The organism is Paenibacillus sp. FSL R10-2771 (genome assembly GCF_038000205.1).
GTDB lineage: Bacteria > Bacillota > Bacilli > Paenibacillales > Paenibacillaceae > Paenibacillus_AQ > Paenibacillus_AQ phytohabitans.
Map to the genome: position 1 here is coordinate 1,887,071 of NZ_JBBOBM010000001.1, position 25,309 is coordinate 1,912,379.

16 protein-coding genes are annotated in these 25,309 nt (G+C 53.0%); 12 read left to right on the top strand and 4 right to left on the bottom strand.

Features of this window, described 5'->3' with window-relative positions; translation table 11 throughout:
* Positions 1–619: 619 nt before the first annotated feature.
* From NSU14_RS07795 to NSU14_RS07830, 8 genes are all read left to right on the top strand, one after another.
* Entirely contained in the window at positions 620–1,498 is an 879-nt protein-coding gene (locus tag NSU14_RS07795; RefSeq protein ID WP_083442607.1) for an ABC transporter permease, read from the top strand.
* Positions 1,492–2,352 (top strand): carbohydrate ABC transporter permease, encoded by an 861-nt coding sequence (locus NSU14_RS07800; RefSeq protein ID WP_340944011.1) that lies wholly within the window; start codon positions 1,492–1,494, stop codon positions 2,350–2,352. The genes NSU14_RS07795 and NSU14_RS07800 overlap by 7 nt, the downstream gene beginning before the upstream one ends.
* Positions 2,353–2,431: 79 nt before the next feature.
* Complete coding sequence (locus NSU14_RS07805; RefSeq protein WP_042138833.1) at positions 2,432–3,976, top strand: extracellular solute-binding protein; 1,545 nt, start codon at positions 2,432–2,434, stop codon at positions 3,974–3,976.
* Between the two features lie 80 nt (positions 3,977–4,056).
* Positions 4,057–5,811, top strand: a complete 1,755-nt coding sequence (locus NSU14_RS07810) for a sensor histidine kinase (protein WP_076245765.1) — start codon at positions 4,057–4,059, stop codon at positions 5,809–5,811.
* Positions 5,789–7,324 (top strand): response regulator transcription factor, encoded by a 1,536-nt coding sequence (locus NSU14_RS07815; RefSeq protein ID WP_340944016.1) that lies wholly within the window; start codon positions 5,789–5,791, stop codon positions 7,322–7,324. The genes NSU14_RS07810 and NSU14_RS07815 overlap by 23 nt, the downstream gene beginning before the upstream one ends.
* A 139-nt stretch (positions 7,325–7,463) precedes the next feature.
* On the top strand, positions 7,464–8,501 hold the full coding sequence (locus NSU14_RS07820; protein WP_336103878.1) for a LacI family DNA-binding transcriptional regulator: 1,038 nt from the start codon (positions 7,464–7,466) through the stop codon (positions 8,499–8,501).
* A 275-nt stretch (positions 8,502–8,776) separates the two neighbouring features.
* Positions 8,777–11,962 (top strand): alpha-mannosidase, encoded by a 3,186-nt coding sequence (locus NSU14_RS07825; protein ID WP_340948912.1) that lies wholly within the window; start codon positions 8,777–8,779, stop codon positions 11,960–11,962.
* A 270-nt stretch (positions 11,963–12,232) separates the two neighbouring features.
* Positions 12,233–12,784 (top strand): SMI1/KNR4 family protein, encoded by a 552-nt coding sequence (locus tag NSU14_RS07830; RefSeq protein WP_340944019.1) that lies wholly within the window; start codon positions 12,233–12,235, stop codon positions 12,782–12,784.
* A gap of 76 nt (positions 12,785–12,860) precedes the next feature.
* On the opposite strand, the gene NSU14_RS07835 is transcribed toward NSU14_RS07830, so the two are convergent.
* Positions 12,861–14,600 carry an ABC-F family ATP-binding cassette domain-containing protein gene (locus tag NSU14_RS07835; protein WP_042138829.1) on the bottom strand — a complete coding sequence of 580 codons (1,740 nt, stop codon included), beginning with the start codon at positions 14,598–14,600 and terminating at the stop codon, positions 12,861–12,863.
* A 105-nt stretch (positions 14,601–14,705) separates the two neighbouring features.
* On the bottom strand, positions 14,706–15,629 hold the full coding sequence (locus NSU14_RS07840; RefSeq protein WP_052421963.1) for an AraC family transcriptional regulator: 924 nt from the start codon (positions 15,627–15,629) through the stop codon (positions 14,706–14,708).
* A 150-nt stretch (positions 15,630–15,779) separates the two neighbouring features.
* On the opposite strand from NSU14_RS07840, the gene NSU14_RS07845 reads away from it, so the two are divergent.
* Complete coding sequence (locus NSU14_RS07845) at positions 15,780–18,440, top strand: family 78 glycoside hydrolase catalytic domain (protein WP_445670002.1); 2,661 nt, start codon at positions 15,780–15,782, stop codon at positions 18,438–18,440.
* A 539-nt stretch (positions 18,441–18,979) separates the two neighbouring features.
* Here the strand turns inward: NSU14_RS07845 and NSU14_RS07850 are convergent.
* Positions 18,980–19,867: a LysR family transcriptional regulator gene (locus NSU14_RS07850; protein WP_042138827.1), complete on the bottom strand. Its 888-nt coding sequence runs from the start codon at positions 19,865–19,867 to the stop codon at positions 18,980–18,982.
* A 152-nt stretch (positions 19,868–20,019) separates the two neighbouring features.
* Here NSU14_RS07850 and atoD point away from each other — a divergent pair, with 152 nt between their 5' ends.
* The 3 genes from atoD to NSU14_RS07865 are packed head-to-tail and all read left to right on the top strand — an operon-like array spanning position 20,020 to position 22,539.
* Positions 20,020–20,679: an acetate CoA-transferase subunit alpha gene (gene atoD / locus NSU14_RS07855; RefSeq protein ID WP_076245753.1), complete on the top strand. Its 660-nt coding sequence runs from the start codon at positions 20,020–20,022 to the stop codon at positions 20,677–20,679.
* A 1-nt stretch (position 20,680) separates the two neighbouring features.
* Entirely contained in the window at positions 20,681–21,352 is a 672-nt protein-coding gene (locus NSU14_RS07860) for a 3-oxoacid CoA-transferase subunit B (protein ID WP_042138826.1), read from the top strand.
* Positions 21,349–22,539: an acetyl-CoA C-acetyltransferase gene (locus NSU14_RS07865; RefSeq protein ID WP_340944025.1), complete on the top strand. Its 1,191-nt coding sequence runs from the start codon at positions 21,349–21,351 to the stop codon at positions 22,537–22,539. The genes NSU14_RS07860 and NSU14_RS07865 overlap by 4 nt, the downstream gene beginning before the upstream one ends.
* A 588-nt stretch (positions 22,540–23,127) precedes the next feature.
* Here NSU14_RS07865 and NSU14_RS07870 read toward each other — a convergent pair.
* Entirely contained in the window at positions 23,128–25,305 is a 2,178-nt protein-coding gene (locus tag NSU14_RS07870) for a serine hydrolase domain-containing protein (protein WP_340944027.1), read from the bottom strand.
* Between the last annotated feature and the right edge of the window lie 4 nt (positions 25,306–25,309).

Here is a 25,309-nt window from a genome sequence, read left to right on the forward strand (position 1 = left end):
TTCCTCATTCATCCGCTTTCCGTGGCAGGAGCGGGTGACTTTTTGTGAAATCCTGCACAAAATACAACATTTTCCTCCTAATATCGATTCAAATCCAATATTGTTGTATCAAATGCAACATTTAGCCTATTTCAGACGGCTTAGCCGGATTATTCTTGTATTTTATACAACAATCCTCCCGAACACTGAGCTATCCGTGAATCAAAGTTGTAAAACGTACAACAATTTTGTCTTCAGTACTTCTAGAGTGTCTCCATTCAGCCGGCAACGAATCACGCGCATGGAATTGACGTATTCCGCCAGTCCTACAGCGATCATTCGGTAAATTGTCGGGTTGTTGTCTATAGTGCGGCCCAGATAGACTGGAGTTGAAACTGTAATGCAGGTTATTGCTGTTTCATGTCCCCCTACAGACCGGCTCAATCCGAATAGTAATATTGTTCTATCAATCCCTTAAATCCGTTCATGGCTGCGCCGCGGTTCCCTTGTTATTCTTATCTTGTAAACGATATCAATGCAAAGAGGTGAATTCCTTGTGGCGCATTTCCCGGCTCCCCTGAACACTGCTGCAACGCCGAAGAGCGCATACAGAGCTAAGGTGTGGAAGCGCATATGGAGTATGCGTACCCTGTATCTCATGCTGCTTCCCGGTGTGGCCTACTACATTATTTACAAGTATATACCCATGTACGGAGTGCTGATTGCCTTCAAAGATTATGACATTTTGAGCGGAATTGTGCGCAGTCCGTGGGCAGACCCCTGGTACAAGCATTTTCAGTTTTTTTTCGAATCGCCTTATTTCAGTCAATTGCTCACGAACACATTCCTGATCAGTCTGTATAAAACAATCTGGGGAACGATTCCTGCCATCGGCGTGGCTCTGCTCATTCATGAAGGCCGCAGCCTTTGGCTGAACCGGATCGTACAAACGCTGAGCTATATGCCCCATTTTCTGTCCTATGTCATTATCTACGGCATTGCAATTGCCTTTCTGTCCGAAACCTCAGGCCTCGTCAACCGCTGGGTGGTGGAAGCGGGCGGGAACGGCATTCCGTTTCTGACCTCGACAGCGTATTTCCGCAGTGTGCTGGTGGGAACCGATGTCTGGAAGGATCTTGGCTGGGGGGCTATCATTTATCTGGCAGCCATGTCCAGCATTGATGCTACGCTTTATGAAGCAGCCCGCATCGACGGCGCGGGAAGGCTTCGCCGGATCTGGCATGTGACACTGCCCGGCATACGTTCCGTGATTATCCTGCTGCTGGTGCTGAAGGTCGGATCTGCACTGGATGCCGGTTTCGAGCAGATTTACATTATGTACAATCTCCAGGTAATGCCGGTGGCAGATATTATTGATACCTGGGTATTCCGGGTAGGCCTGGAGCAACTGAATTTCAGCCTGGCGACAGCGGTCGGATTGTTCAAATCCTTGATTGGACTTGTGCTTATCTTCCTGTCTAATAAGCTGGCCCGGAGATGGGGGGGCAATCTATGGTAAACCGCGGAAACGAACGCTATTTCGATTATTTCATTAATATCCTGCTGATATTGCTGGCCGTGATTTCCGTCTTTCCCCTGCTGTATGTGTTCGCCGTATCCATTACACCCTACAGCGAAGTGCTGCGCAACGGCGGTTTTGTGCTGATTCCCCGCCGGATTACCTTTGAGGCCTATAAGGCGCTGTTTGGAATGGATGCTATTCCCCGCGCCTTCCTCGTGACCAGCTTCGTTACGGTAATGAGCACACTGATCAATCTGGTCCTGACAGTGCTCATGGCCTATACCTTGAGCCGTAAGCATCTGGTCGGCCGCAGCTTCTTCATCTTCCTGATCGTGTTCACCATGATGTTCGGCGGCGGCTTGATCCCGACCTACCTGGTCGTAAAAGGAACCGGCCTGCTTAACACGGTCTGGGCGATGATTATTCCCGGGGCGATGTCTACCTGGAATGTGCTTGTGGTCAAAACGTTCTTCGAAAGCCTGCCCGAAGAACTGTTCGAATCGGGACGGATCGACGGTGCGGGCGAATTTACAGTGCTGCTGCGGCTGGCCCTGCCGCTCTCCATCCCGGTACTGATGACCATCGGCTTGTTCTGTGTCGTAGGCAGCTGGAATACCTTCTTCAGCGCCGTCTACTATATTACTGACCCCGGCTTGAATCCGCTTCAGGTCATCATCCGCGGTCTGTTATTATCCTCCGAGCAAATGGAATATAATGCGGACATTGTACTGCCGACAACGACCTTGCAGATGGCTTCGGTAGTGGCGGCAAGCCTGCCGGTCATCGTGGTCTATCCCTTCGTGCAGAAGCATCTGACCAAGGGCATGCTGATCGGCGCCGTGAAGGGTTAACGGATTGTTCCCGGCGCTGTTCAAACGCCGGCAGCGCCGACTCAATACAACATTTGGTATACGAAAGGGGAGCATCATCATGAAACAAAAGAAGCGTATTCCTGCTGTACTGGCCTGTGTATTAACAGCGGGCCTGCTGCTGGCCGCCTGCGGAGGAAGCCCACAGTCAGATTCCTCCGCTACGGAGGGGCCGGGTTCATCTACAGACGCTCCGGCGGACGCCCGGGCGGAGAAGGTAGCTATCGAGGTCATGCGGGTCGGCTGGAACACCACCACCCAGATGCCCAAAGAACAAGATAACTTCGTGAAGAAGACGCTGGATGAGAAGCTCAATATTGATCTGAAAATGACGCTGACCTCTTCTGCGGATGAATTCATTCAGAAGCTGAATATCCGGGCGGCGGGCAGCGACTTGCCCGATGTGATCCTCTTCAATGGACGGAATGAGTTCCAGGAATATGTCAAGAAGAACATTCTGCTTGATCTGGAGCCGTATAAGGAGAAATTGAAGCCCGCAGCGGATGCCATCGGAGACAATGTGTACAGCCGGGTGGAGGTTAACGGCAAGCATTACGCCATATCGCTTAATCCCCAGAGTAACTGGAATTTATTCTGGCTGCGCAAGGATTGGCTGGATAAGCTGCAGCTGCCGGTTCCAGAGACCCTGGATGAAGTATTTGAAGTTGCGAAAGCGTTTACCGAACAGGACCCGGACGGGAATAACAAGAAAGATACTTTCGGCATCACAGGCAGTCTCGGCACTCTGGTGCATTTGATCAACCTGCAGCATGGCGTCGCCGACGCGCTGTATATCAAGGACGGGAAGATGGTCAACGGCATGTTCGAGCCGGAAATGAAGGAAGCGCTGGCTTATACTCAGAAGGTGCTGAATTCCGGCGTGGTCGATCCGGAGATTGCCAGCAACAAGGGCGACAACGCCAAAGATAAAGCGTTCCAGGGCAAGGCCGGCATTATCATCAGTGACTGGACGCAGATTATGAAGGACAATGAAGTGGAGAAATGGAAGGGCGCCAATCCGGATGCGGAATTCCTGATGCTGAACAAGCTGCAGGGACCCAAAGCGAATATCCTTGCCGCCATGGATAAATCCAGCGTATCCGGCATCGTAGCCATTTCACGCCAGGCCGCCCAAGACGAAACCAAGCTGAACCGCATTTTTGACCTTATCAATTATACAGCCTCCGGTGAAGGCTCCGAGCTTGTTCAGTTTGGCCAGGAAGGTGTACATTTCACCAAAGAAAACGGTAAGCCGGTGATTACGGACCGGTCCGCAGAGGCGGCATTCACCTGGGTCTACCAGCTGGCCGGCCGGCCGGAAGCGGAATATCTGAGCACCAAATTTGCCAAACAGATTGACTATATTCAGGCTAGCGAACAGGTTGAAGTGCTGGATACCTACAACGGGTTTGTTGTCTTCCCTCAGAACTACAACGCAGCTGATGCCGACCGCTTCAAGAACGAGGAAATGCTCAAATTCCAATACGGCAAAAACAAGCTGGAGCAATACGACAGCTTCCTGGAGAAGCTGAACACGACCTTCAAGTACCAGCTCTTCCAGGACAGCGCAATGAAACAGCTGCAGGAGCTGGGTTATGCGGAATGAGCAGGATAACCCTGTGGAGGCCGGCAGTTGTGATATACTGTAGCATGAATTTACGGTAACGATAACCGGGAGGGAAGACGATGGGAGGCTGGAAACGCATATGGCCACAAAAGTTCAGAAACCGCTTGTTTGCCGCTGTTGTGATCTTCCTCCTGCTGCCCTTTTTCCTGCTGCAAATCTATAATTACCGGATGATGGAACGGACCGTGTCCCGCGAGTTTCAGGAAAAGGCAATCGAGCAGCTCAACGTGGTTAACGACGCCTTGAACAACGAGATCAATAAAGCTTTCCTCTATTATGTGTACCTGGAGCGGGACCCTTATACCCGCTCCGTATTGCTGTATCCGGGCCAACTCAATCCTGCGGAGAAAGCGGTATTCCTGCAAAGCACCGCCCGTCCGGCATCGCTGGAGCTGCCCGCCCAGATTACCGTCACCCTGGCCGACCGGTCCGGCACGCTGTACCACACCGACGGGCTTGTGCAGACCGGGCAGGAGCATGCCAATTTTGTCCGGGAGAGCGGGTTTGCCGGACTCGGTGCTGAGGGAGACTCCTTCCGCTGGGTGACCGGCAAGGATTTGTCCATGTATGCTGTATTGCTCGATAACCGGCAGCAGCCGTTCGGTTATCTGCGGATTAATTTTTATTATGACGGCTGGCTTGCCGAAGCATCGCGGGATCTGCTGCTCCAGCAGCATTATGTATTGATGGACCAGGGAGGCCAGCTGCTCAATTCCTCCGATTACTTCCGGGCGGTGGACCGCACGGCCATCCAAGAAATGATCCGCGTTCCGGAAAGAGAGGAACCTATGCAGCGGGTTGATTATGAGAGCTCGTCAATTCTGACGATCAGCCCGCTCTACAATCTGGATTGGTATCTGGCCGCGTCCATGCCGCTGAATACTTATCTTGGGAATATGAAGGAACTGCGGGAGCAGAATTTCAATTTCTCCCTGCTGTTGTCCGGCGGCTTCCTCCTGCTTACCTTCCTCATCGCCGGTGCCATGTCCCGGCCCATCGCGCTGCTCCGGCGTAAGATGGCATTATCCGCACAGGGGGAATTGAATACACGGGTGGAAGAATCCTTTTTCCATGGAGAGATGAGGGATTTGGCGGCCACGTTCAATACGATGATGACGGATATCGGCGGATTGCTGCAGAAGCTGAAGCTGGAGGAACGGCAGAAGGAAGCGCTGCATTACCAGATGCTGACCGCCCAGATGAATCCGCATTTCCTGCTGAACACGCTGAACACGATCAAATGGATCGCCTATGAAAAGGAAGAGGATGATATCGCGGAAATATCGATTTCTTTGGGCAAATTGCTGGAAACAAGCCTGTACTCGGATGTAGAGCTGATTCCCTTGCAGAATGAGCTGGATCTGTTGCAGGCGTATGTATATATCCAGAATATCCGCTATGAAGGCAAAGTAAGGGTCACTCTGGATGTGGAGGAAGGGCTGGCCTATGCTCTTGTTCCGAAGCTGGCGCTGCAGCCGCTGATGGAGAATGCCTTCAAACACGGCTTCTCCACGCTGCAGGAGGATGCCCGGGTCTCAGTCCGGGCAAGGAGATCGGGACGCTCGCTGATTCTGGAGCTGGAGGACAACGGTGTCGGCCTTGCCCGCGCCGGGGAACACCCGGAGCTCCGCTCGCGCAAGAGCATCGGAATCGCCAACATCCGCCAGCGCCTGCAGCTGCTGTTCCGGGAAGATGGCAGTCTCGTTCTTCTGGAGGGGGAGAAGGGGACAATGGCACGCATCACCATCCCGTTATTGATTGCAAATCCTTTCCAATCCGGAGGTGCAGAGCATGTGGAAAATTCTTCTGGTTGAAGACGAGCCGTTTGTCCGGCGCAAGCTGCTTAAACTGGTGGACTGGGAAGCTTATGGCTTCAGTGTGGCAGGGGAAGCTTCCGACGGAGAGGAGGCCTTGCAGCTGATGCATCAGCTGAGACCCGATCTCGTCATTGCCGACATTCTTATGCCCCGCATGGATGGCCTGGAATTGCTGCGGCAGACGCGCCATGCCGGGCTGGACAGCCGGTTTGTCATGCTGACCTGCATGGGCGAGTTCGAATATGCCCGCAAAGCGCTGGAGCTCGGAGCCAGCGGATATGTGCTCAAGCTGTCGCTGAGCATCCCGGAGCTGCAGGGGCTTCTGCTTAAGATCGGCGAAGAATTGTCAGCCTCGCGCAGGCAGCGGCATGCGCTGCTGGGACAGGAATTCAACCGTTATTATGGCCTCGTCTGGGAGGCGGTGAAGGCGGGGCAGGAGACAGCGCCGCCTGCGCCTCCGGCATCCTACCGGTGGCTGCTCATGGTCTCCTGCATCGGGACCGCCCGGCCGCTGCTGGCAGCCGTCCTGGAAGCCTGTCCGCCAGACACCTGGATGGAGGAGGTCTGGACCGGTTCTTTTACGGCAGACGGCTGTACGACCTGCTTCTTCTGGTCTGACGGCAGCCTTAGGCTGCCCGGTAACCTTACGGCGGGCATGCCCGTTCAGGCCGTGGCCTGCGGCGGTCCGGTTCCGCCCGGTCTCATCCATGCGGAGTGGACCCGGCTCTATCGGCAGCTAAACGACCTCTGGTACGAAATTAAGGGCGAAGCTCCGGCAGACGGCAGCGGAGCAGAGTCCGCCTCTACATCTGCCGCCGGGCCCGAGGCGGCCGGAGAGCCGAAGCTTCCGCCTATATGGGTCATGGAGAAGGAGATTGTTCTGGCCTTTGCCCAGCGGCGGAGCGCGGATATGCAGCGTACGGCCTGCGCGATGTGGGAAACGCTGCGGGCAAGCCGGCTGCCCTTCTGCCTGGTGATGGAGAAGGCGGAACGCCTGGTGCGGACCTTTGCCGAAATCGGCAATCAGCCTCCGTCCGGGCCTGTTCAGCAACTGCGCGAAGTGGCCACCCACCGGGAGCTGCTCGCTTGCTTTTTGGCGGCCGCGGATGAAATGCAGGTGCGCATGGCCGCAGCGGAGGGAATAACAACCAATCATCCCGAAATCAACCGTGTGCTGGAATACATCCACAGCCGTTTTGCCGAGAACATCACTCTGCGGGCGGTCGCCCGTTATGTCGCCATGGAGGAGCATTATCTCAGCGGGCTTTTCCGCCTGAAGACAGGGGAGACGCTCATCAACTACCTGCAGCATGTGCGCGTGAAGAAAGCCCGGCGCTTACTCCGCGAGACAGACTTAACCGTTAATGAAATCGGCCGCAGCGTCGGGTTCCCGAACGATAATTATTTTATCAAAACGTTCAAGAAATGGTCCGGACAAACCCCCGGGGCCTACCGCAGGGACAGAAGGGAGGCGGAGACGGCGAACCCGCCTTCTGAGAGGCCAGTTTAGATTCCAAGCGCTCTTAGCGGAGGCCACGCGGCGGAGTATATTGCCAAAGGCTTCCCCTGTTTAACCAGATATAAAAATGAAAGAAAGCGCTGTACAACTTTTTATAACACGTGTTATACTCTCGGTGAGGTGCTGATATATGGGCAAAAAAAGAGTGACCAGCTTTGACGTAGCCAAGCGGGCAGGCGTGTCCCGCAGTGTGGTATCTGCGGTGCTGAATGATACTCCCGGCATCGGGGTTGGAGCGGAGACGCGCGAAGCCGTGCTGGAAGCCATCCGCGAGCTGAATTACCATGTGGACGCCGGAGCGCGCAGCATGAAGACGGGAAGAAGCATGACGCTTGCCGCTTTCGGTGATACGCGTCATCCGCTGTTCACCCGGCTGCTGGAAGGCATGCAGCGGGAGTGTGAGCTCAGCGGGTATCATATTCTGCTCTGCTCTCCGCGCCATAAGGGGAACGCCAACGGCAGGACCGAGCTGCTGGAGCTATATCACCGGCGGAAGATCGACGGGATTGTGACGCTGGATCATACCAGCTACCACGATGAGGAGTGGGCTTCCCGCATAGGGAATGCCGGAATCCCCTATGTTTCTGTGGAAGGGTACGCAGAAGTGCCCGGTGTGTTTTCCGTGCTGGCCGATTATTCGGGCAGTGTGGAGACGGCGCTGAATTATTTGCTGCGGGAGGGTACACCGCAGCAGCCCGGCCCGGTCTATGCCGAGGTATACCACGGGCATAGCGCGGATAACTGGGCGGAGCGGAACCGCCGCGATGCCTATACCGGCTGGTGCAGCGCACATGGGATGGAGCCAATCGTGATCCGTCTGGAGGAACACCATGGCGACTGGACAGCGTGCCTGCAGAGGCTGGCGGATAGCGGGCCACAGCATGCGCCGCTGCTGGTCAACTGGTCAAGCGCAATTCCCGATCTGTACCGGGCGGCTCACAAGCTTGGCCTGCGTATCGGTGAAGATGTGCGGATCATGGCGGCAGATAATACGATTCAGGGTCACCGTCTTAGCCTGCCGTCTCTAAGCTGCGTAGAAATCCCTTATGTGAGTATGGGGGAAGAGGCGGTACGCTGCTTACTTACGCAGATGAACGGCAGGAACGAAACAGGACAGGCGGACAAAATCTGGCTTCCAGCAGTATTAAGGGCAGGAGAAAGCGCGTAACCGCGCTTGGTATGAAGGGGAGGCTAAGCCATTCATGGTGTTGCACTTGCTGCCGGCACTGCCTGAACAGCTTCTGCTGGGGGACGATGTAGCTTTAGCTTGCACATAGTCTGAGCCGGCTGAGCTAACAGGCAATATGCCTTAAGCAGCGATTCACTTTGTAGTGGCAGCTTATCCTAATTAGCAGGGAACGGTACCATCCTTACACGGATGGACCGTCTTTCTGCCCATTTGATAACACGTGTTATACAAAAGGGAGGAAAATCGGAATGGGAATGTTTTGGACTGAAGAGAAGCTTGCACTGCGGTTGAAGGAGCTGGAGGGTTACCGGTACCGTGAGGTTATTACGCTTGATGAATGGCTGGTTACAGAGGATCAGGAGGGTGACAATGGTGTCTATCCATCCGCCCCGGAAGGAGACAAGAAGCTTCGTATAGGGGATTACTGGACCGGCAGTGATGTATATTTGTGGCTCCACAGAAAGATCACAGTGCCAGCTGCTTGGCAGGGGAAACGTATTGTAGGTATATTCGATTTCGGCCGGACAGGCGGAGGGAACAACAGCGGCTTCGAATCCCTGCTGTTTCTGGACGGCAAGCCGTATCAGGGCGTGGATTCCAATCACCAGGAGGTGTTTCTTGAGGATGCCGCTGGCAGGGAGCTGGACTTCACCTTCCGCTTATGGTCAGGCCTGAACGGAGACGGCCAGCTGATTGCTCAGGAACACCGGATCAAGCAGGCTGAGCTGGCTTATCTGGATGAATCAACCGACAACCTCTATTATACAGGCCGGGCGGCACTGGATACTTTCAAGCAGCTTGCCGACAGCCAGATCGAGAAGCATGAATTGCTGATGGCATTGAACCGCTCGTTTAACAAGCTGGACTGGTCAAGGCCCGGCAGCGCAGATTTCTATGCTTCAGTCCAGGAGGCTGAGGAGAGCCTGCTCGAGGCCCTGGCCCTGCTGGAGCAGCAGCATCCGGTTACGGTAACCGCGATCGGCCATACCCATATTGATGTGGCCTGGTTATGGCGGCTTACCCATACCCGGGAGAAAGCGGCCCGCTCCTTCTCCACAGTGCTTCGGCTGATGAAGCAGTTCCCGGAGTACATCTTCCTGCAAACCCAGCCGCAGCTCTATGCCTACATCAAGCAGGATTATCCGGAGATTTATAGCGAAATTAAGCAGCGGGTGGAGGAAGGCCGCTGGGAAGCCGGAGGTGCAATGTGGCTGGAAGCGGACTGCAATCTGACCAGCGGCGAGTCGCTGGTGCGCCAGATTCTATACGGGACAAAATTTTTCCGCGAGGAATTTGGCGTAGACTGCAAGTACCTATGGCTGCCGGATGTGTTCGGCTACAGCTGGGCGCTGCCGCAGATTCTGCGCAAGTCGGGCATTGACACCTTCATGACGACCAAGATCAGCTGGAGCCAATATAACCGCATGCCGCATGATACGTTCCAGTGGAGGGGCATTGATGGCAGCGAGGTACTGACCCACTTCATCACCACACCCGAGGCTCCTGATTCCAGTGCCTGGTACTATACGTATAACGGCCTTATTGAGCCTTTCTCTGTGCAGGGGATCTGGGACCAGTACCGCGACAAGAACCTGAACCGTGAGCTGCTGCTCTCCTACGGGTATGGCGACGGCGGCGGCGGTGTGAACCGCGAGATGCTGGAGATGCGGCGGAGGCTGGATACCATGCCGGGGCTGCCGCAAGTGAAGCCGGGCCGTGCGGATGACTATTTCGAGCGGCTGCATGAAACGATAGAAGGCACCGATCAATATGTGCATACCTGGGACGGGGAGCTGTATCTGGAGTTTCACCGCGGGACTTACACCAGCCAGGCTTATAACAAAAGAATGAACCGCAAGCTGGAGCTGCTGTACCGCGAGGCGGAGTGGCTGCAGATACTCCTTGCTGCGGAGACAGGCGGATATGCACAATATCCTGCGGAATCGCTCCTGGCAGGCTGGCAGATTATTCTGCGTAACCAGTTCCATGATATTATCCCCGGCTCCTCCATTCATGAGGTCTATCAGGATTCACGGCTGGAATATGCCGAAGCAGAGCAGCTGGGCCGGGCTGCCCTTGATGCTGCGGCGGATGGACTTGTCAAACTGAAGAGCCCTGATGCTGCATCAGCGGGTGAGGATGACCCGGCGGATACCGCGTCACACAAGGAGTACACGCTGTTCAACAGCTCCCTCTTTGGAGGTCCCCGTCTGGCAGCCGTCCCTCACAGCGCAGAGATTGCCGTCTGGACGGATGCCGCCGGCAACCCGCTGGCCGCCCAGCGCTCCGGCAGTCAGTGGCTGGTCGGGGTAGAAGCTGTTCCGGCGATGGGGAGTGTAGTGATCCGCGCTGCACAACCCGCCGCTTCCGGAGAGAATCCGGAACCGTCCGTTCCTTTTACCTGGCAGGATTCAACACTAACAACACCTTATTATATTCTCGAGTGGAATGCAGCCGGACAGCTGAGCCGGATCTATGACCGCAAGGAAGCGCGCGAGGTGCTGGCAGCGGGCGAATTCGGCAATCTGCTACAGGTCTTTGAGGATAAGCCGAAGATGTTCGACGCCTGGGATATCGATCTGTATTACCAGGAGAAAATGCGGGTAGTAAGCGATCTGCGCTCTGTAGAGCTGACCGAATGCGGCCCGCTGCAGGCAGTGCTGAAGTTCACCTGGAAGTACATGGATTCCTCGATCACCCAGAAGGTTAAGGTATATGCCGGAAGTGCACGGATTGACTTCGAGACCCTGGTGGACTGGCATGAGCAGCATCAGCTGATGAAGGCGGCATTCCCTGTTGCCGTCCGGGCTACAGAAGCTACCTATGATATCCAGTTCGGCAACGTGAAGCGGCCGACCCATTGGAATACAAGCTGGGATTATGCCCGGTTCGAGAGTGTCGGCCACCAGTGGGCTGACCTGTCGGAGCGGGGCTATGGCGTCAGCCTGCTGAACGACTGCAAATACGGATACGACATCAAGGATCACACGATGAGGCTGTCGCTGATCAAATCGGCAACCAGCCCGGACCGGCTGGCTGACCAGGGCGAGCACCGCTTCACGTATGCCTTGCTTCCGCATAAAGGGGATTGGGCTGCGGCAGGCACGGTGCAGGAAGCGTGGGCGCTGAATAATCCGCTCCTCGCTGCCGAAGGGGGTTATGCCGCCGGTAACGGCAAGTCGCTGATCACCTGCGATGCCCCGAACATTGCCGTCGATGCCGTCAAGCTGGCTGAGGATGGCAGCGGATGTATCGTTAGGCTGCATGAGTACACGGGAACACGCAGCACGGCGAATATCGGCAGCGATTACTCCGCCGTCTCCTGGCAGCTGCGCGATATGATGGAGCGTCCGCTGGAGACTGAAGCGGTGGACGGACCGGCCATCCGCCTTGATTTCAAACCGTATGAGATTCATACGCTGCATATTGTTTTTGCCTGATGTGAGCGTTAATTATGCATTGATTGACCGAAAGATCCCCGGACTCCGGGGATTTTTTGCTTTTTTGCGGGAGAAAAGCCGCCCTGCCGAATAATGGTAAGCCGGACCAAATCAAACCGAAAAGAGGCGATCCCCTGATGTTCAAAGGACAAAAGTATTAGATTGCGGGTACTTTCATTAAGGGCAGGATTGTTTAAATACTAAGCGAATACCCTAGATATGATGGGTTTTACAAATCAATTGGTGGTTTTTTTATGAGGGGGAGGGCAAATGTCAAAATTAATAACCGCATCCTTAGAGGCTTTAAAGAAGGTAATTTACAATAACAAAAATTTATCTATACAAAGAAATTTAGGATTTCAGCTTACATGTAGATTTTCATTTTCTAAGCCCGTCTTATTGAAAGAAATCGAGGATTTTGAAGCGGAGACGGAGTTAAAGCTGCCTGAGGATTATAAGTTCTTTTTGTCTCTTCATAACGGAATGGAATTATATAAGGATGTTGAAGAATCGGCACCTCATTGGCATATTTTTGGAGTGGATGAAATTCTAGATGCATTGGAAAAGTTTCCAACCCCTGAGCACGTATACGTTATAGCAAAATTCAGTGAGACTTTAATATGTGTAAATAGCGATTATGTAAAGCAAGGCAGAAAAGACTATCTGTTTGACCAGTCAATCTATACCTCAGCTCGTGATAATGGTGAGCCGCTTAATTTAAGCTTTGAACTATGGCTCGATCGATTACTTGTATCGCAGGGGGATCAATTTTGGTTATGGAACGGCATCACACCAGAGAATCTTAATAAATATTTTCCATAAAACAGCAAAAGAAACCTTAAATATAAGGCTTCTTTTGTCGTTTTTTTCTGACAGGTGAATCCTATTTAGTTATCATTTACAGCTGCTTAATCAGCTCTTCCAGCTCATCCATCAAACCTTGTGCAAGTTCAAAATTAGCAGCTTTCAAAGCCAGCTCGATTTTCGTTTCCACTGCTTTTTTATTTTGTTCCAGTTCCAGATAGTCCTTATCAAAGTGCCGGGCATAAATCATCTTTTTGAATTTCTTGATCGTCATCTTTCTAATCGTCTTGCCGTCAATGATCAGAACATAATCCATCCCGTTTACCACGGAATAGAAATCATGAGATATCATTAGAATCGAACCCTTATAGTTCTGGATTGCGTTCTCCAGTGCGATTTGTGTATAGGTGTCCAAATGGCTTGTCGGTTCATCAAGCAGCAGTACGTTCGCTTTACTGGCCGAAACTTTAGCCAATTGAAGCATATTTTTTTCGCCGCCGGATAAAGATTCTATCTTCTGATTAAGGATTTCTCCCTCAAAGCCGTAGCTTGAAAGATGCGATCTAATCTCATCATACGTTGCGAACCCGGCATCGATGAATTCCTCCAGTATGGTATTAGAATCCTTCAGCATTTCACCTTGAAGCTGAGATAAATAAGTCACTTTAGCATCCGGATTTACTTCTATTGCATCATGATTATTTCTATAAATCTCCCGGAGTAATGTCGTTTTCCCGGTGCCGTTTGCACCGATAAGGGCTACTTTATCCGTAGATTTGATCTCAAAGGTAACATTTTCTAACAGCAGTTCATCAAAGGAAACGCTATAGTTATTAACAGTTATAACAGTGGTGTCTTCCAGTTCATGATCGATACTGAAACGGATATCCGGCTGCTTAATCTCGACGAATGGAGCTTTAATTCTGCGCGCTTCCAGTCTTTCCTGAAATTTAACTCTGGCTTTTAGCGCTCTCCCTCTGGAGGCTTCTGAATTATAAGTTGCGATTGCTCTAAGGTTATTGACGATGCTCTCGTTTCTCGCAATTTCTTCCTCTTCAGCGATGGCGAGCTCCTGCAGCTCAATTTTGGTTTGCAGCAAGGAGAAGTTGTAATCAATATACCGCCCGTCAAACTCCTGGATCTCCTTGTTTTCAAGGTGCAGGATTTTGTTGAAGCAATGATTGAGCAGATAGCGGTTGTGCGTAACCACCAGCAGTATGCCTTTGTGGGCATTAATAAGATTCTTAAGTGAATTTAGGTTGTCAAAATCTAAAAATACATCGGGCTCGTCCATAATCATGAAGTCCGGACGGCTGAGCATTTCCTTCATTACTTGAATGAGCTTGAATTCCCCGCCGCTCAGGTCAGATACCCTGACATCCTTTAGCTTCATGAGGTTTGCCAGATTTAGCTTCTTATTAATATTGCTTTCGTAATCATTCCCGTCCATAGCATCGAAGGCGTCCAACGCTAACTGATACCTTTCCAGCAGCGAATCCATATCCGAGGAGGTTTCCATTTCAGCCAAAATAGAATTTATTTCATTCTGTACCTTAATAAATTCTTCGCCGATATATTCAAAAACGGTTGTATCTTTAGTTTTTTCCGGTTGGGAGAACTGGCTTACATACCCGATGCTGCAAGTAGGATCTATCTCTAACCTGCCCTCAAACAGATATCTTTCCGGGTCCATCAGAATATCGGTCAGTGTACTTTTCCCGCTGCCGCTTGTTCCAATGAAAGCACAATGCTGTGCGGCTTCAAGCGTAAAGGAAATATCTTTATATAGTTCTTTTTGCGGGAATGAGAAGGATAAGTGTTCTGCTTTTATCATAGTGTTACCTTTCTTTCTAACTAAATTTGTGACTATTTTAGGATGTATTGAAGAGCACAGATGTTGAGTTTACCGTTGATAGCCTAACACTATTTACAAATAACATCAATCATTCTGCGTTAAAGTTGTTTCTCCCGGCTCCGGCCTCTTCAGATGCTTCCTCCCGGACGCCTGCCGGTAGCTCCCCGGAGTGGTGCCGATAATCCGCTTGAACACCAGATTGAAGGTCTTCGGGTCATGGTAGCCGACCTGCTCCGCAATGAGCTGAACGGGCGCCTTGGGCTGCTGAACCAGCAGCAGGCAGCTTTTCTGAATCCGGACATTCTGCAGGTAATGATGGAAGGTCTGCCCGGTATTCGCCTTGAACAGCCGCTGAAGATGCCTTTCACTCCAGTCAAAGCTGCGTGACAGACGCTTCAGGGTGATTTCCTGCGCGTACTCCTGGTTGACATAATTCAGAATCTGCAGGAATTGCGTCTGCTTGTTCAGCGGAAACTGGACCTCGTCATGCCTGAGCCGGTAGATACTTATCAGCAGTTGAATGAACAAGGTCAGCAAATAGCTGCCCGCGCCGGTCTGCGGAAGATGAACCTCCCGGTGAAGCGCCAGAAACAGGCTCTCGATGGAACCGTTCAGATCCGTCACGGAGAATGCGGGCAGCTGATGATTGCGGATCTGCTCCAGGTAGGAGGCAATCGGCGGGTCCGGGATCAGAGCGGCAAGGTTGTCCAGCAGCTCCGGCTTAAACAAACAATTGTACACCACGAGCGGCTCACGGAGCGGGCTGGGTGAAGACGGACGGAAGACATGGGAGACTCCTACGGGAATATAGTACAGCTGGCCCTTGCCGGTCTGCTGAGCCTGCTGCCCGATATAATGGAAGCCTTTGCCTTCGGCAACGAAGGTCAGCTCCATGAAGTCATGGGAGTGAAGCGGAAGATCATAGTTCTCGGTAGCGCGGTTCACATATAACTGGAGATTGTTCTGGAAGAAATACTCTCCTTTTAGCGTATGATTGGCTGAATGCATCAGTTCACTCCTCTAAACAACAGAATGTCCTTTTTACCCCGGTGAAATGTCCATATTGCAGGTCATTTAAATGCTGCGGAATTCTATAATTGTAATAGAAAGCGTTTCATATTTATAGGGGCAATCCCAGAAAAGACGGGGTGTAATGAAATGATAGCTGTTCATAAATTACGTGTGGAGTACAAAGACAATCCGCTGGGGCTGGATGTCCGTTATCCAAGAATCAGCTGGCAGCTGGATGCGGATGAGCGGGATGTCATGCAGCAGGCGTATCAGCTTCAGGCAGCAATGGATCAGGACTTCGGAAGCACGGTATGGGATTCGGGCAGAGTGGAGTCCGGACAATCCCTGCATATTGAGCTGAAGGAGCTGCAGCTGCAGCCTAAGCAGCGCTATTATTACCGGATCAGAGTATGGGATCAGCAGAACCGGCCTACAGAGTGGTCGGATACCGCCTGGTGGGAGACGGGCCTGCTCTCGCCGGAGGATTGGGAGGCAGAGTGGATTACAGCGCCGCTGGCTTGCCTGGATGTCCAGGCAGAGCAGGCTCCGCTGCTGCGGCGGAGCTTCCATTTAGACCGGCAGGTCACCCGGGCCAGAATGTATGTGACCAGTCTCGGTCTCTACGAAGTTGAGCTGAACGGTACAAGAGTCGGCGGGGATTATTTGACCCCCGGCTGGACCAGCTACAGTACCCGCCTGCAGTTCCAGACCTATGACATTACAGGGCAGCTGGCAGTGGGGGACAATGCGGTTGGCGCCTGGCTGGGGAACGGCTGGTACAAAGGAAACCTGGCCTGGGATAACAAAAAGCATGTGTTCGGCGACCGCACGGCCCTGCTGATGCAGATTCATCTCATCTATGCGGACGGGGTGGAGCAGATCATCGGAACGGATCAGGGATGGACAGTTTCGCCCGGGCCCCTGCTGATGTCGGAGATCTATCACGGCGAAACCTATGATGCCCGTCTGGAGCAGACCGGTTTCAGCAGGGCGGATTACGATGACAGGGTGTGGGTTCCTGCGGAGATCCTTCCGTACACCAAGGATATTCTGCTGGCCCAGGAGAATGTTCCTGTGAAGGCTGTAGAGGAACTGATACCTATAGCAATCATGCGCACTCCGGCCGGGGAGACTGTGCTCGATATGGGCCAGAATATGGTCGGCTGGATGCGCTTTACGGTGGAAGGGCAGGCAGGACAGGAATTTCAGCTGCGGCATTTCGAGGTGCTGGATCAGGAAGGCAATGTGTACACAGATAACCTGCGGGCGGCGAGACAGACGGTTACGTATATTGCCAAAGGTGGAGGCCGGGAGAGCTTCCAGCCGCGTTTCACCTTCCAGGGCTTCCGGTATGTGCAGCTGACCGGCTTCCCGGAGGACCTCAATCTGCAGGATTTCGCAGGTGTTGTCCTGCATTCGGATATGGAGCCGACCGGCAGCTTTACCTGTTCAAATCCGCTGCTGAATCAGCTGCAGCATAACATTCTCTGGGGGCAAAAAGGCAATTTCGTCGATGTGCCGACAGACTGCCCGCAGCGCGATGAACGGCTCGGCTGGACCGGGGATGCGCAGATGTTCATCCGTACGTCGGCGTATCTGATGAATGTGGCCCCCTTTTTCAGCAAATGGCTCAAGGATCTGGCGGCCGATCAGCTGGATAACGGCGGTGTTCCGTTCGTAATTCCTCATGTGCTGGATGAGAATTCCCATTCTTCCGCGGCCTGGGGCGATGCGGCTGTCATCTGTCCGTGGACGATTTATCAGTGTTATGGCGACAAGCGGATTCTGGAGCAGCAGTACAGCAGCATGCAGGGCTGGGTGGAGTATATCCGCCGGCAGGGGACGGATGAATTCCTGTGGAATACCGGTTTCCATTTCGGAGACTGGCTGGGCCTGGATGCCAAGCCGGACAGCTACATCGGCGCTACGGACAGGGACTATATCGCGACTGCCTTCTATGCCTATTCTGTAGAGCTTATGGGTAAGACTGCGGCAGTGCTGGGCAGAACAGAAGATGAGCAGTACTATTCACAGCTGCATGCGCGGATCAAACAAGCTTTTAACCGGGAATTCATCACGCCTGCCGGACGGATAAGTGTAGCTACACAGACGGCCTGTGTGCTGGCGCTGATGTTCGGTCTGGTGGAGGGTAAGGCGGAAGAACGCACGGTTGCCAAGCTTATAGAGCTGCTGGAAGAGAGCAAATATCATCTCACCACAGGCTTCGTCGGCACGCCTTATCTGAATCTGGTGTTGGCTGGAGCGGGGCATTATGATGCTGCCTACAAGCTGCTGCTGCAGACCGATTACCCTTCCTGGCTGTATCAGGTTACCCGGGGGGCGACGACCATCTGGGAGCATTGGGACGGGATTAAGGAGGACGGCAGCTTCTGGAGCAAGGATATGAATTCGTTCAATCATTATGCGTATGGGGCGATTGGTGATTTTCTGTACCGCTGTGTTGCCGGCATCGAGCAGGTGGAAGAGTATCCGGGTTATAAGCAGTTTCTGATTCAGCCGCATCCGGGAGGCGGACTGACTTCGGCTGCCGCCGGGCTGGAATCCATGTATGGGGAGATCCGCTCCGAGTGGACGATTGATTCCGGCAAAATAGAGCTGGTGACCGTAGTTCCGCCGAATACCTCGGCTACTGTACTGCTCCCGGACGCTGTGCTGGCGGGTGTGCTGGAGAACGGGCAGGAGCTTCAGGCGGTCCGCGGTATTCATTCTGCCGAGCAGCTGGAGCAGTCGGTGAAGATTACGCTCGGCTCCGGTGAATACAGATTCGGATATGCCTTACGAAAGTAAGCGGTATAACAGAGTTCCTGTGGAATGAAGGGGCTCTGCTTTTTGTTGATTAGGAAATTATGAAATTCGTCTGTTGTGGATAAATTTCATTGGAATTTGGTTGGATCATTCAATTTCTGGTGTGTGGTTTGATTTGCCCTTATGAGGAATTTGTTCTTATGCAGCTATATAGATTGAACTTGGGGAATAACCTACTCCACAGAACTCTGCATTTGCAAGTCTATTGGAGAGTAACTAGCGTGATGTGCATAGCATTTAATTGTATTTTCTGCAGTTAAAAGACGGCGAGATTCCGGATTTTCCGGTTTAACTGTATTCTGTACAACTAAAAAAGCGGTGAGTCCCCTTTTACGAAATATGTGGATTTTTAAGTGTAGAAAGTGCAATTAAAACCCTCGCAGCGCAATAATCGCCCGCTTTAGTTGTACAAAATACAGTTATAGCTTAGACGGCGCGAATCCCGGCACAGCCAGCTGTCCATGCGGTGAGCCCGGGACTGATCCGAAAGTCAAGCTATCAAGCTATATAGTCACATTGCGCTATACAACCAGGGAATGATCCTCCAGGAAGCGGATGAATTCCCGCATGCATTTACTGATGTAACGCTCCTTGTTCCAGATCAGCACAACGTTCCACGGAATGGACGGATTCCGCAGCGGCAGAATGCGCACATTCTGGTTAGATACCTTCTCACAGAGCGGCTCAGGCAGGAAGGCGATGCCCAGATTGGCCGACACTAGCTCGACCAGCAGATCCCATTGAGCACTTTCATAAGCGATATTGGCTTCAAACCCTGCGCTGATGCAGGCTTCGATAATATGCTGCCGCATGGCGAACCCCTTGGCGAAAAGGATCAGCGGCTCTTCCCGGAGATCGGTCAGCGAAGCCTCTTCAAGTGCCGCCAGCGGATGTGACTTATGGACAACAATTGCCAGATTCTCACGGACAAAAGGCTTGATTCCGAAGCTGCCCTCCCGGACGGGAAGCAGGACGGCGCCCAGATCAATGCTGCCCTCCAGCACCATATTCTCAACATTCTTCGAGCCCTGTTCAATGAGCTCGAAGGAGATGTTGGGATATTTTTTTTGGAATGGAGTCACGACTTTGGGGACAAAAACGGAGCTGATCACCGGAGGAAGGCCAATCTTGATCGTACCGGTCTTAAGGTTGCTGATGTCGTCCAGCGTCATATGCAGATTGTCCACTGCGGCAATAATCAGCCTGATCTGCTCCATCGCCGCTGTTCCGGCATCGGTCAGCCTGACATATTTGCCTGAGCGGTCAAACAGGATGACGCCAAGCTCGTCCTCCAGGCTCTTAACCATCTTGCTGAGGGTGGGCTGGGTCAGGTGAAGCTTCTCCGCCGCCTTGGTGATGTTGTGCAAATTGGCCACTTCCAGCACGTATTTCAGGTTCCGTACATCCAAAAGTAAGCGCCTCCAATCTATGATATATTTTCATGGTTTGCATGCGATGTCTGAATTTTACCCCTAAAAAAGCGCGTTGTACACTGTATACATAAAGACATCCGCATCACATTTGTCAATGGGCTGCAGCAAAAAAACAGGAGGGGTTCGGTGTGGGGAAAGTAACGACGCTTGAAGAAATAGGCGAACTTGTGCATGACGGTATGACCATTATGGTTGGCGGTTTCATGGGAACCGGAGCACCTGATGCACTGGTAGGCATTCTGATGGACCGGGATATCAAAGACATTACGCTGATCTCCAGCGACACGGCTCTGGTCGATACAGGAGTAGGCCCGCTGGTCTTGGGCCGGCGGCTGAAGAAGGTGATCGCTTCGCATATCGGCACCAACCCGGAGACGGGCAGACAGATGCTCGCCGGGGAGCTGGCGGTGGAGCTGGTGCCACAGGGTACGCTTGCCGAGCGGGTGCGGGCCGGCGGTGCAGGGCTCGGCGGCATTCTGACGCCGACAGGAACGGGGACGATGGTCGCCGACAACAAGCAGACGCTGACCATTGAGGGCAGGGAATTTCTGGTGGAGCTGCCGCTGCGGGCGGACGTTGCCCTGCTGAAAGCACACAAAGCGGATAAGTCGGGCAATCTGGTGTACCGCAATTCGGCGCGCAATTTCAATCCGCTGATGGCGCTGGCCGCCGATCTGGTCATTGTTCAAGTGGATGAAATTGTGGAAACCGGGGAGCTTGACCCCAATATTGTGGTTACGCCGGGTGTCCTGGTCGATAAAATCATCTGCTATAAGGAGAGTGAATAACATGGATACGAAAGAGCTGATCGCACGCAGAGCGGCAGTTGAACTGCATGACGGGGACGTAGTCAATCTGGGCATCGGGCTGCCGACGCTGATCCCGGATTATCTGCCGGCAGGCATCAACATTATTCTGCAATCCGAGAACGGCTATATCGGACTTGGACCGGTGCAGGATACGATCATTCCCGATCTGGTCAATGCAGGAGGCAAACCGGCTAACATTCTGCCCGGGGGTTCCTTTTTCGACAGTGCCACTTCCTTTGCGCTCATCCGCGGCGGACATGTGGATGTTACCATTCTTGGCGGGCTGGAGGTAGACGCGCACGGCAATCTGGCCAACTGGATGGTTCCCGGCAAAATGGTGCCCGGCATGGGCGGCGCCATGGATCTGGTCACAGGTGCAAAAAAAGTTATTGTCGCTATGGAGCATACCTCCAAGAACGGTGCTTCCAAAATCGTAAGCGACTGCACCTTGCCCCTAACCGCGCGCGGCGCAGTATCGATGATTATCACGGAGCTGGCGGTATTCCGTTTCACCCCGCAGGGGCTGGTGCTGGAAGAGCTGGCTCCGGGCGTTGAATTGGAAACGGTTACAAATAGAACGGGTGCAGCGTTTACGGTTTCTGCGGATCTGTCTCCCATGCGGAATATCCCTTCGAATGAGGTGTTGTTATGAATACAGCCCAAGAAATTGTCATTGTCAGTGCGGTGCGGACGGCACTCGGCACCTTTGGCGGAAGTCTTGCCGGAATTGCCGCTGTAGATCTGGGGGCGCTGGTCATCAAGGAGGCGCTGCAGCGGGCGGGTGTTGCTCCGGAGCAGGTCGATGAAGTCATTATGGGCAATGTGCTTCAGGGCGGGCTGGGCCAGAATCCGGCGCGTCAGGCGGCAATGAAAGCGGGCATTCCAGTAGAGGCCTCAAGCCTGACTATCAATAAGGTCTGCGGTTCGGGCATGAAGGCGGTTCACCTGGCTGCGCAGAGTATTATGGCGGGAGACAGTGAGATTATTGTAGCCGGCGGGATGGAAAATATGTCGAAAGCGCCTTATGTGCTGGATCAGGCCCGTTACGGCTACCGCATGGGCAACGGCACACTGATCGATACGATGGTAAGTGACGGCCTGACCTGCGCGTTCAACCAATACCACATGGGGATCACGGCTGAGAATGTCTCCGAACAATTCGGGATCAGCCGCGAAATGCAGGATGCCCTGGCGGCGTCCAGCCAGGAGAAGGCCGTGCGCGCCATTGAAGCAGGCCATTTCAAGGAAGAAATCGTGCCTGTAGTCATTCCGCAGCGAAAAGGCGATGCCATCATCTTCGATACCGATGAGTTTCCGCGGAAAGGAACAACGGCCGAGAAGCTGGCAGGCCTGCGCCCGGCCTTTAAGCAGGACGGCAGTGTTACCGCCGGGAACGCCTCGGGCATTAACGACGGTGCTGCGGCGCTGGTCATTATGTCGGCGGAGAAAGCAGAGGTGCTGGGGCTGAAGCCGCTTGCGCGCATTCTGTCTTACGCGTCCGGCGGTGTGGATCCTTCCATCATGGGGATGGGGCCGGTACCGGCAACGAAGAAGGCGCTGCAGCGGGGCGGCCTGACGATCAGCGATATCGATCTTATCGAGGCTAACGAGGCGTTTGCCGCACAGATGCTGGCGGTAGGCCAGGCCCTGGACTTCCCGGAGGAGAAGGTCAATGTGAATGGCGGGGCCATCGCCCTGGGCCATCCCATCGGTGCGAGCGGCGCTAGAATTCTCGTAACACTGGTACATGCACTGAAGCAGCGCGGTGCACGCACCGGTCTTGCCACGCTGTGCATCGGCGGCGGGCATGGCGTCACGACAATTATCGAGCGGATATAGAGCAAAGATTCGCGAAGATAGAGCAAGGATAGAGCGGATATAAGCTGCAGACATCCGAGAAGGCGGCATCCTTGCCAGGATGATCAGAAGGTTTGTGAAATATAGAACAATATTATTGCAGGCAAAGCTCCTATCACTGGAGCTTTGCTTTTTTTGAAATATTACGCCAGAATTTATATGCTTCTCATGATAACTTATCCTTCTATTTCTAGCTGAAACGCACCGTCCTTTATAAGACGACGGCGTAGCCGTTTCCACTTGATAGCAAACTGTCAGGCCAGCTGCCCCTCCCCAGGTTCATATATCCTGAAGCGGACTGAGATTCCGTTATCTTGATCTATGTAACCCGAAAGAAGGCATTCCAGGTCAATTAAGCGATTCTGAGTCCGATTAACCGGCAATTTCGCCGAATTTACTCAAATAACGGATTCTCAGTCCTCTTCGGTGAAGGACTAGTGCTCACAAGACTACTTTCATTTCTCGAAAAAAATACAAAACGCTTTACGGCCGGCCGGGCACACGTAACATCAAGACGCATCCGCGGTGCCGGGCCTCCAGAGTAATGATGAAGAACTACCCGATACGATGTTATTGCACTGAAACCTCAAACTTCGTGCCGGCATCCCCTGCGAACACAATCGATCCTCCCGCAGGCAGCGTGATCTGATCCTTGCCTCCGATGACACTGAAATAGATGCATGTTCCCTTGGCATCATAAACGGCGAAGGAGGCTTTCGAGGGCATACTCACCTTGATGTTCTTGCCCCCGTCTTTGTCGCTTATCGTATACCACCTGGCGTATCCGCTCGGCGGAATCGTTACGGTTGACTTCTTAGCGAAATTAGTAGGCTTCAAGGCGTCCTCGTTCACTAAGATGAATCCGGCAAGATTCAAGTACTCAACGCCATCTTGTGTAAAGAACGTAAGACCGGAGAGATCCCGCCCGCTGTTTCCCGGAATTTGCAATTCGGAGACGGCTGAATCCGGACCGGTTATTCGCTTATCGAGCACGTACCCCGGCAATTGCTCCGACACATTCAATTCGGTGGGAGGCAATACGAGATAACCGAGCGACGTATACTTCGCATTCAGCAGATAATACTTCTTGCCGTCGCGCTTCATCCATGCTTCCCTGGTTTCTGCCGGAAGCTCTTGGGGCTGGAGCTTCTCGGAAGTGTACTCTGACGATGCGGTCTGCCCAAGACCCGGCACCGAAACGTATTGACGAATCCATAAGTAAGTGCGGCCGTTCTCCTCTTTCACGAAGCTGACCATCGCATTTCCATCCGAACTATGAAACATGCCGTCCCTTGAATAGTTGAAGATCTGTTTCGGATTATTGGAGGGCTGTTCCGAAGTAATGGACAAGACGCCGCCTGCGGATATTTTGATATTCATCATTGTACCAGTCGCGCCATAGATTCCCGAATACTGCAGCATGGACTCCGGGATGTCAGCTTGTACCGGCGCACCGTATGACTTCTCAGGCTTAAATTCAGTAATTGTACCTTTTTCCTTCAATGCCTGCAGCAGAATTTCGTTCGCCATGAGCTGATTGTACATGCCGCTCCCGCCGGAAGAGACAACAGCTGCCGCTATGTCCTGTCCGGGAAGCACAACGAGCGACGCTTTATAGAGAGTGATTTCCCCGCCTTTGGTCAGCGCCTTTATTCCGTATTCACTGAAGGGATACAGATCGACACTGTCCCAGCCGAGACCGTATCCGATGGAGTTGTCCGCATCGTCAGGCCAGAGTGGCGTCTTATACTCGTCTTGTGCCATGAGCGCAGCCGATTTGCCGGCCAATACTTCTTCCGCTTCTCCCGTGAAAAGTTGCGAGAACCGGGCCAAATCTTCCGCTGTGGAATAAATGCCGCCCATTCCGATCGCGTTGACCGTCTGGTCCGGAAGTTGTCCGGGATATGCAGGATAATAGAGTCCCGCCATCTTTGCCCTGTCCGGTGAATCGAGCGGCGTCAGCGTATTCATCATACTCAGGGGTTCCGTAATATACCGGTGGACATAAGAGGTGAAGTCCATGCCGCTGACCCGCTCGACCAGAATCTCGGCCAGTGTAAATCCGTCATTGCAGTACACCGAATAAGCGCCCGGGTCCGCTTTCAAGGTCTGACCGGACAGTTGCTTCAGCAGTGTGTCGTGGGCATAAGTATCGTTGTCTTCGAATAAATCAGCGTTCACGTTCGACGATCCGTTCAGCCCGGAGGAATGATTCAGCAGCATGCGCGGCGTAATCTGCTTGTAGCGTTCATCCGTCATCGTAAACTCCGTGATATACCGGATGACCGGCGTGTCGAGACCGATTTTCCCTTGTTCGGCCAGCTGCATAACGGCAACCGTGGTAAACATCTTACTTATCGAGGCGATCCCGTACATCGTGTCTTTCTTGAGCGGGTTCAGGCCCTGCTCATCATTCTTGCCGGATTGGCCAGATACGGTGATGCTGCCATGATCGATAAGGGCGTATTGCACGCTGTTCGTGGCATATGTAGTTGTGAGAAGTTCTGCTTTCTCCTGTGCGGCTTGCCGGGTAATTTCGTAAGTGGGTTCAGCTTGCTGTGGAGGCGAGTCCGCTTCCGCCGTTGACACGGCTTGCGGAGCAGCACTTGACAGGGTTACCTCAGCCGTATTCAGTGCTTCTGCTACGTTCTGCATTTCAGCCACTGGTGTGTTGTCATTGCAGGCGGTTAGTAGGAGAAGCAGACACAAGAATAGTACAGCTGCGGTTCTCCACCGATTTCTTATCATTTGA

Bases quoted from the DNA above. Each gene is read 5' to 3' on its own strand.
- NSU14_RS07810 (WP_076245765.1), top strand. From the start codon at position 4,057: ATGGGAGGCTGGAAACGCATATGGCCACAAAAGTTCAGAAACCGCTTG.
- NSU14_RS07845 (WP_445670002.1), top strand. From the start codon at position 15,780: ATGATAGCTGTTCATAAATTACGTGTGGAGTACAAAGACAATCCGCTG.
- NSU14_RS07795 (WP_083442607.1), top strand. From the start codon at position 620: ATGCGTACCCTGTATCTCATGCTGCTTCCCGGTGTGGCCTACTACATT.
- NSU14_RS07840 (WP_052421963.1), bottom strand. From the start codon at position 15,629: ATGCATTCAGCCAATCATACGCTAAAAGGAGAGTATTTCTTCCAGAAC.
- NSU14_RS07815 (WP_340944016.1), top strand. From the start codon at position 5,789: ATGTGGAAAATTCTTCTGGTTGAAGACGAGCCGTTTGTCCGGCGCAAG.
- NSU14_RS07835 (WP_042138829.1), bottom strand. From the start codon at position 14,600: ATGATAAAAGCAGAACACTTATCCTTCTCATTCCCGCAAAAAGAACTA.
- NSU14_RS07825 (WP_340948912.1), top strand. From the start codon at position 8,777: ATGTTTTGGACTGAAGAGAAGCTTGCACTGCGGTTGAAGGAGCTGGAG.
- NSU14_RS07830 (WP_340944019.1), top strand. From the start codon at position 12,233: ATGTCAAAATTAATAACCGCATCCTTAGAGGCTTTAAAGAAGGTAATT.
- NSU14_RS07820 (WP_336103878.1), top strand. From the start codon at position 7,464: ATGGGCAAAAAAAGAGTGACCAGCTTTGACGTAGCCAAGCGGGCAGGC.
- NSU14_RS07865 (WP_340944025.1), top strand. From the start codon at position 21,349: ATGAATACAGCCCAAGAAATTGTCATTGTCAGTGCGGTGCGGACGGCA.
- NSU14_RS07860 (WP_042138826.1), top strand. From the start codon at position 20,681: ATGGATACGAAAGAGCTGATCGCACGCAGAGCGGCAGTTGAACTGCAT.
- NSU14_RS07870 (WP_340944027.1), bottom strand. From the start codon at position 25,305: ATGATAAGAAATCGGTGGAGAACCGCAGCTGTACTATTCTTGTGTCTG.
- NSU14_RS07800 (WP_340944011.1), top strand. From the start codon at position 1,492: ATGGTAAACCGCGGAAACGAACGCTATTTCGATTATTTCATTAATATC.
- NSU14_RS07805 (WP_042138833.1), top strand. From the start codon at position 2,432: ATGAAACAAAAGAAGCGTATTCCTGCTGTACTGGCCTGTGTATTAACA.